Consider the following 8,882-nt stretch of genomic DNA (forward strand, 5'->3'; position numbering starts at 1 on the left):
GGTGTTTTATTGGTTTTTAAAAAGGGTTTTTAATATTCACCTATGCTTACAATATCGCCTAAGTGATTCATACGGACTTTTACGATATTTTTTAACCCTGACAAGCCTTCTCTCTTCCAAGTTACATTTTTTAAAATATTATCTGTCTCTACATTAGTTTCTAAATGATGCCTAAAAAAATAATCTTTAGTAGCTATTTTTTGTACTCTAAACAAGTTAGGACTTATCTGTTTTTTGTTCTTAGGATCTAACAAGTCTATTTCAGCGGGATTAAATCCTGTTGTTTCGTTAGGAAATACAAACATTTCATTCTGTTTCATAGTGAACATAAATTGCCAACCTTCTGCTTGTTTATAGGTTTTATCAATAATAGGAAGCCCTTGTTGAGTACGTACTACCGCTTCAAAGAAGGAAACTATTTGTTCCTGCAAATTACCTTCTTTATCCCGATAAATAGCTACGTGGTGGTTATTGCCAGTACTTACATAATCTACAGGAATTTCTTTTTCTTCTTTATTTAAAGTTGTTTTTCCTAAATGGTCTTTCCCTATGTGCAAAGGTTGAGCGTTGCTCACGCCACTTATAGTAACACGTTTAATCGCAATTCCTTTTTCTTTATTGAGCCAAATAGGGTTCTTTTCTAAGTCTACAAAGGCTTTTTCTGGATCATTATTATATGCTCGAAGCCTTTCTATAAGGATATGTTTCACGCCTTCATCTACAACTTTTTCAATAGATGTTAGATTAGGAACAAATTCTTTGGAAGTAGGATTTTTAGGTACTATTTTTTTTCTTACAGAAAAGTCTTCTTCCAAGTAGGTGAGATTTACTTTTTCTGGCAAAGTTTTAGTTTTTGCTTCATCTAAATAAATAGGGTTTTTAGATAATGCGTTCTTCCCTGTAAAGGCTTTTTTAGGGTCGTTGCCATTAGCTTGCAGTCTTTTCAGCAATGCTTCGCGATAAAGAGGATTAGAGACTTTTGTGATAGTTCTTTCATCAAACTTTACGCCTACCTTTTCTTCTTTATTGACATAATATTGGTATTTACCATATATAGTTTCTTTGTGTAGCTGACCTCGTGGCGTGAGTGTGATTTGTTGTTTATCAGTGCCAGCAGGTTTATTTACATTTTTGGTAACTACTTTATTCTTTGCTTTGTGCGAAATGAATATTTCTTCGAGGTGTTTTTTGGCTACTTGTCTAAAGTTAGGTATAGGTTCTATAAAAACTCTTTTTTCATTACCATTTTCATCATGTATTTTAGTGGTTTCTTTTCTTTCTATACCTAAAATATCAGTATATAGTTTATTGTTTTCATCTTTTCGAGCATTTAGATGATTGAGATATTGTATATAGGAAGGTTTAGTAAAGGCGACAGTAAGAGCATCCATAGCATGGTGGCGATGGTCGTTGCGCTTTGTCCAATCTTTTATTACTTCTACTTTTCTACCATCTCGACGTTCTATTATTTCAGTAAGTCCTAACGACTGATATTTAGGCATATTTAGCTCTTTCATCACATCTACCAAGCCCCAGTCTTCGCGCAATCTATCGGTGATACTTCCTGAGGTAGAAAGTACATTTTTAGTTACTTGGAAAAGAATTTCTTTGGCTTTTTTGGCTATGTACTGAGTATCTCTCAGGTCTCTATTGATAAAGTCATCACCTATTTCAGAGGCTTTTTTGAGCAAATTCTTGTATTTAGCAGGAGAAATGCTTTTTGTTTTATAAGCATTCTCTACTCTGGTGAGATATTGATTGAGTTCTTCTTCACTATTTAAAGAAGTAATATAATCAAAAGCAGTATATTCTCCTTTGTCACTATTTATTCTATGGAAAGTCAATGTTTTATTAGAAAAACTATCATCGAACACTCGTGCCTTAGGAACAATGTGTTCTATCTCAATATTTTTACTAAACAACATATCTCGAGCTATAGGGGCATTAGTATATAGTTCTTTATAGTCATTGTGTTCCAATTCTTGATACAAGCGATAACGAATAATATCAGATTTCGTAGGATTCTTGATGCCAAACTGTTTCTGAAGTATTTCGCTAATTTTTTGATGTTCTGATTTAGCTTTATTGATGTTTTGGGTCATTTCATACCTCTTTTGCGCATTTTTCTTCAATTCACGAGCTAATTCAATGCGAATTTCATCGAAATGGAAGTATTTTGTAATTTTCCCTTCGGCATCTCGTTCACTGTTTTTCTCAATTAAAGCGTTCACTACGTTGATCATCTGATTGAGAATTTTCTCAACCACTGGATTTCTCAAAGCGTTCTTTTTAAGTAGTGGAATAATATTTTTCAGTTCACGAGCCTCTAATTCTTCTGTGGTTAAAGATAGTTTAGAGTGCTTATAACCTGCCATTTCACAAGCTGTGCTATACTGATTTTCTTTTATATTAGGGTATATCTTGCGGATAGCTTTAGTAGATAGGCTACCGTAGTCATCTTGCAAGGCTACATTGGCGAGTATTCTAGCGTGTTCTCTCTTAAAAGCGTATTTCTTTTCTAAGATTCGGTAAAGAGTTTCGTTACCAGAGGTAGAATCATCACTTTCATAGGAATAAAGCAAATGCCACAACTGATAGGAATCCTGCTTTTCAAACTCTTTTACAGGCAAAACAGGGTCAAAATAAAGGATTTTAGTACATATTCCTAATGCTTGGAAGATAGCTTTTACACTTTCTCTGATTTCGGAAGCTGAAAGAGGAGATTCGTCTAAAGACCAATCGTCTTTTGCAGATTTTATTTGTAAAATATCTTTCACGTCGTGAGCTTCCATTTCAACAATCTTTAAATAGGCTTCATAGAGTGCTTTTTGAGTGCGATTTCCTTCTAATTGATTGTAGTTGATTTCCCATTCTTGAGGAGAATAGCCTAATAATTTCAGTACTTTATCCGATTTTAGGTCTCCTTTTAGATTCAGTTCGTCAAAAAGGAGTTGCTTGCACTCCATATCTAAACTAAAAATTGCTTGAGAAGATTCATTGAGCAAATCTAACTGAGTAGTCTTAGCAGAGATTTTCTTTTTCCTAATACCTTTTCTTTTGCAGATAACGTTATTGAGTATTTGCCAAATCTTAAATTCTTGAAACAAAGGAGAGGATTTAGGAACAACACGAGCTCCTATGGTTTTAGTTATAGTTTTTCCGTCTTTTTCTATCTCAATTTCTTTGCTCTCAAACTCACAAAATGATATCAATCCTTTTTGAGATTTAAGTTTACGTTGATAAAAAATTACCACATCACGGATTTGCTTTTTAAGTTCCTCAGTCAATTCTTTGTGAAATGAAGCTTGAGTTTCCCAAATGCGTTCAAACTCATCTAAGTAATCCTGACGGTAAAACACTTTATTTTTAAGGCTATTATGTCTATTTTCCTGAAGCTGTGCATACAAGTATTGCCCTACTGTTTGACGATTGAAATAGAGTTCTTTACTTCTATCGGAAATAGCGCCTAAATAGCCACTTGCATTGTTCAAATTATTATTGATTTCGGTTAAGACATAAGCTACTTCTTCTTTTGAAAGTTGTTTAGATATAGCCTCCGCACGCCACTGATAGGCTTGCAAACGAACAGATTCTTTAGAACCTTTGTTCTCTGCTGTGTCAAAATGATATCTTTTAGAAAAAGCTTTTGAAGTAGCATCCTTACCTTTCCCTTGCAATTCTTTATAAAAAATATCTGTTAGGATATTAGGGTAAAACTGTTTTTGAAAATTCCAAACGAGGTCAAATTCTTTTTGTAAATCTGAACGATAAAAGTCTGGGAGGAGTTTTTTATTTTGTTGAAGTAATTGTAACGATAACTGTCCTGGAGTTAGGTTTTCATCATAGAGGCGTTTTGCTATAGCCATTCCATCTATTGCTTGTCCTTCGTCTTCAGTTTTTACTTTTCTACTGCTTTTATAGCCTCGTTTTTTATTAATAGCCAGTAGTATCCTAGCAAACTCTTCTTTTTCGACACGTTCGGTAACAGCTTTAGCTCTCAATTGCCAAGTAGAATGTGTGGTATTTTTGCCATTTTCAGCTAAGATAGAGGAGGGAGTAATTAGGTTTGCTTTCTGCAATAAATCTATGAGATATTTTCGCCTTTGTTGATAGCGATCAAGATTTAGTCTTGCTCCGTGCTTAAGAGTTCTATTAGCATTAGTAGTTATTGATTTTCCTTTTTCAAAGTCGGATTGTTCATCTGTAGTTAAAGAAACAATACGCACTCCCAACTCTTTAATCTCTGATTTTTGTTTGTTTTCATCTTCTACAATATGGGCAAAACTTATTGAAGTGGTGCCCAAATCTAATCCAAGTATATTTTTCATTGTTTTGTAATTTGGTGAGGCAAAGATAACGAAAAAAAGTTAAAAGTAAAAAATAAATTAAGAAATATTTGCACATTAAGAATATTAGACTTACTTTTGTCGCACAATTTGAAAGCAATTCACAATAAGGATTTTTTCCGTTGTGAAAACATTTAAAGGAGCCCTATCATTATATTAGTAATAGGGTTCTTTTTTATTCCCTATTTTTTGTATCTATAAGAATAGTTACAGGACCGTCATTACACAAGGCTACTTGCATCATCGCCCCAAACTGTCCTGTGGGCACTCGCTTTCCTAACAAACTTTCCACTTGCTTTATAAACGTCTCATAGATAGGAATTGCAACTTCTGGACGTGCTGCCTTTATATAGCTGGGGCGATTGCCTTTTTTAGTAGAGGCGTGCAAGGTGAATTGCGACACGATAAGCACTTCTCCTCTTACATCTTTTACTGAAAGATTCATCACCCCATTTTCATCGTCAAAAACGCGTAAATTCACTATTTTAGCCGATAACCACGCTATATCCTCATTGGTATCACTATCTTCTATACCTACCAATACTAATAAACCTTTATTGATAGAAGCTACTGTTTGCTTATCTATATCCACCGATGCGTGAGTTACACGCTGAATAACTACTCTCATAAAATATCTTTTTTTTATTACTCTCCAAGCCCTTCTGAGTTTCTCTCTCAGATTTGTTAATATGCTGTTTTCTCCTCATCAGCAGAAGCATTCCACTTACATCTTCCTTCTTACTTTGCCAAAAGAATCATCATTACATCTTCTTTCCTTCTCCTTAGCCTCACTTTAAATTCGTCTTAGGTTCGTCTTTCCTTCGTTCATTGTTCGTCTTTCCTTCGTTCATCGTTCGTCTTTCCTTCGTCTTTCCTTCGAATAAACCCTAAATTCCAAATACCTTTTCTACCCTACAATTTTTTTACTATTCATTGTCCATTCAAAAAACTTTTAACTCTTAACTACTTATACACCTTTTCCATAATAATCGTACAAGATTCTCCTGCCAATTCTCCTCACCTTTTGCTAATTATCACCTACCCGTGTGCCTCGCATTGCCTATCGTGCTACGACATTCTGAGACATAATCTCTCACATACCTACCTCCAAGCATTCACTAACATCTTTTACATCGAACTCACGCTATTTTTTGCAAATTAACACATTATCCGATAGTACTTTCACTCTATCACCATACGATTGTATCTCCCTAACAAAGTCTGGTGTAATTTTTAAGCGCAGTTTGAGTACAATCTCATTGTCAGTTTCTCTCACTACCTCTTGCAAAGAATGCAGAGGCATCGCTTTGAGGTATTCCGCCGGATTAGGCATAAAAACTGAATCGTTGGGTAATTTTTTAAAGGCAAGCACCACCTCTTCTGCTTGTGTGTGCTCACTATCTACCCACGCCCCAAAACTATCGTCGAAAAAACACTCCACACCCTCAGGTACAGTGTGCTGATATTTAATGTCCTTGCTGTAATCTAAACGGGTAATCCTATCCAAGCCAAACACCCGTAGCGCTTTCTTCTCCACATCCCACGCCAACACATACCAACGCCTTTGCGCCTCTTTTAGCAAATAAGGCTCTATCGTACGCACCACCGGTTGTTGGTTTTTATCCCAAAACTTATAATAGTGCAACTTTAGCTGACGATGTTCTTTAATAGCCCTAAGCAAGGGTGAGAGATACTCCGTTCCCGCAGGCAATCGCCTATCAAACTGAATAACTTTAGAAAGATTACCGTAATTTTGCAAAGCTCTGAACACATCAAATGCCTCGAAGAGATTTTGGGTATAGGGGTCATTATCTTCTGTGATTTCGTATGCTTTAAGAGATTTGTTAAACTTAATAATTATATGGTAAACTTCTTTAATAATTTGAATATCACGTTGTAAAGTACGTTTAGCAAGAGGTTGCCCCTCTGTATTCTCTATACTTCTCTCCCAAGCATTCTCTAATTCTTCACTAGTACAGGGTTTGATACGCAATCGTTCAACAATAAAACGATGCCTTGAAAACATTTTCGATAAACTCATTTTCAATATTTTTTCAACAAAAGTATAAAGTTTTTTCAAAACGACAAGTTGTTGCGCCCTATTATTATATTTTTGCTCCCAAAATAAAAAAACAAAGCAAAAGGACGCACATATCATTTTATTTTGTATATTTGCTGGCAGAAACTCATAAAACATATTTTATAGTAAAAATCAGATAAACACAAAATAAACATATTAGTAGCGTTTCGCTTTTATTTTCCAAGCTCGAAATACGACCAATTTTTCAATAGTGTACAGAAAGTAAAGACGGAAGCGTTCGCGTATGCGGGCGTTCCTTTTGCTTTACACTATGCCTTTGGTCGGGCAACGAGCTAAGTAAAACGGGATGCCCGCAAACTATTTTTGTAAAACATTGGGGAAGCCGAAAACCATATAGAGTAGGCAAGAACTAAAAACTATATTTAATTATGAGTTTAATGGTCACTATGGGAAAAGAGCTTATTCGTATCTGTCCCACTAATGCAAAAAAATTGAACGTTCAAACAACAATGGAGGCACTTGGTACCCTCGTTACACAGCAACCTCCTTTACTTTTCAGGACTTATTAGTTTCTGGAAATGAACTTTTAGCTCAAACCGACAAAGGTTTGTACTATTCTAATAACAATGGTACCTCTTGGTACAAACGAAGTTAAAAACAACTGAGGAGGTTGCTTTAAGGGTAACCTCCTCTTACCAAACATTTGCAAAATTAAAGCATTCAAACAACAATGAAAATACAAAATAATAACTTAAAATGCCCTGATTCACCTTATATCCCTATAATGAATGAAGCCTAATACTTTCTTTGCTAACAAAAAGGTACAAACTACTTACAAAGAATACGAGGCAGAAAGAAGAAAGTAATGAAGTTCCATACAACGAAAACATTTTTTCTTGCATTGAATATGATTCAGAAGGAAATGAAAAAATAAACTCATACGCAATTACTCTCCTAATAAAGAATGGGAAACTATTTTCTATCATAATGGAAAGCCCAGTCATATCGTAAGAAAAGAATGTACTATAGTAGAAAATTAGTATATTTGCAGGCATTAAAAAGTTAAACAATAATTAAACACCTAATATATGTACACACAAGCATTCAAAGAGGCAGTAGCCTACTGCAAAGCCAACAATCTATTTGTAGGGTATGGCAACCCTAACGGTAAAGTTTTAGTAATCGGCAAAGAAGCCGCACACATTCCCCAAGAAGAGACTACCGAAAATTTAGAAAAGAAGAAAGAAGAGCTCTTCCAAAGTAATGTATCTCAATGGGAACACATACTCTCTACCAATGAAGTACCTAACTACGATGGTCAGCGCCCCTTCTCTCACAATCCCTTATATGCTTACGGCAATCAATATAATAGTTGGGATAAAAGCAAAAAAGGAGGAACCAGTCGTACCTATTTAAACTACGAAAAACTCTACGAACAGCTATTTTTACAGGGAGAAAAACTTGAGAAAATCAACTTTCAAAAGGAGTTCTTCATCACCGAGTTCAGCGACTACCCTACTAAAGAAAGCTACAAAAATGAGGATATAGAGGCCCTTAGAAAACAGTCTATAGAAGAACGTAAACCTCTCTTTGCAATGCCTTTTTTCAAGGAGTTCCCTATTGTAATTGTAGCAGCCAATGATTATCCAAGACGTTACCAAATTGACTTAGAACAAACATTTAACGTAAAATGGGAGGGAAAAACAACAGAAGTAGGTAAGAAAAATTGGTATAACTTACATTTTAGTAAGGATAACAAACATATTCTTATCCATACTCGACAATTAAGCAATGGAGTTAGTAATGAGCTTATTATTGCTATTGGTAATGAGGTTAAGAAGTTCTTAAAGTAGAACTTTCTCAACAAGAAAAACTCCCCAAAGCACATTGTGCCTTGGGGAGTTTTTCTAACTAAATGCCTTTATAATGTAGTATAATCGAGGGTTTGGAAGGTTAAGAGTCTTAGATAGAAGTCAAATAAAAAAAGAGCAATTCTTTATCAGAATTGCTCTTTATAAGAAGGCGGCGACATACTCTCCCACGTGACCGTAGTACCATCTGCGCTAAAAGGTTTAACTGCTCTGTTCGGAATGGTAAGAGGTGAGACCTTTGACTATAACCACCTTAAATCTTTAGGCCTTAGGTTTTAGGCCATAGGCCTTAGGTTGTGCGACTCAGAACTAATGCCTGATGCCTGTGGCCTAATGCCTTGATATTTTAACATATAGGGATAAAAAACATATTTTCTCAATTGACAATTGATAATTAATAATTAACAATTGTTGTAATGCTAACGCTCTTTAAAAGAATCTCTACGCGCGAAAAGTCTACGGGTGATTAGTATTACTCGGCTATGATGTTACCACCGTTACACCTGTAACCTATCAACGTGGTCATCTCCCACGACCCTTAAAAGAAATCTCATCTTGTGGCGGGTTTCGTACTTATATGCCTTCAGCACTTATCCCATCCGCACTTAGCTACTCTGCTATGCC

4 protein-coding genes and 2 rRNA genes are annotated in these 8,882 nt (G+C 35.3%); 1 reads left to right on the forward strand and 5 read right to left on the reverse strand.

Annotated elements, in window-relative coordinates; translation table 11 throughout:
* Positions 1–29: 29 nt before the first annotated feature.
* The 3 genes from cas9 to ACSQ7D_RS12420 all read right to left on the reverse strand — a co-directional run bounded on the left by cas9 (position 30) and on the right by ACSQ7D_RS12420 (position 6,387).
* Positions 30–4,328, reverse strand: a complete 4,299-nt coding sequence (gene cas9 / locus ACSQ7D_RS12410) for a type II CRISPR RNA-guided endonuclease Cas9 (protein WP_437136424.1) — start codon at positions 4,326–4,328, stop codon at positions 30–32.
* A 193-nt stretch (positions 4,329–4,521) separates the two neighbouring features.
* Positions 4,522–4,974 carry a D-aminoacyl-tRNA deacylase gene (gene dtd, locus ACSQ7D_RS12415; protein WP_437136425.1) on the reverse strand — a complete coding sequence of 151 codons (453 nt, stop codon included), beginning with the start codon at positions 4,972–4,974 and terminating at the stop codon, positions 4,522–4,524.
* Positions 4,975–5,490: 516 nt separating this feature from the next.
* Positions 5,491–6,387 carry a helix-turn-helix transcriptional regulator gene (locus tag ACSQ7D_RS12420; RefSeq protein WP_437136426.1) on the reverse strand — a complete coding sequence of 299 codons (897 nt, stop codon included), beginning with the start codon at positions 6,385–6,387 and terminating at the stop codon, positions 5,491–5,493.
* Between the two features lie 1,088 nt (positions 6,388–7,475).
* Here ACSQ7D_RS12420 and ACSQ7D_RS12425 point away from each other — a divergent pair.
* The gene (locus ACSQ7D_RS12425; RefSeq protein WP_437136427.1) at positions 7,476–8,240 is read left to right on the forward strand and encodes a hypothetical protein; all 765 of its coding nucleotides are present in this window, start codon (positions 7,476–7,478) and stop codon (positions 8,238–8,240) included.
* Between the two features lie 164 nt (positions 8,241–8,404).
* Here the strand turns inward: ACSQ7D_RS12425 and rrf are convergent.
* Positions 8,405–8,514 (reverse strand): 5S ribosomal RNA (rrf, locus tag ACSQ7D_RS12430).
* A gap of 190 nt (positions 8,515–8,704) precedes the next feature.
* Positions 8,705–8,882 (reverse strand): 23S ribosomal RNA (locus ACSQ7D_RS12435); the annotation flags it as partial.

This window comes from Capnocytophaga sp. G1920, from assembly GCF_051417515.1.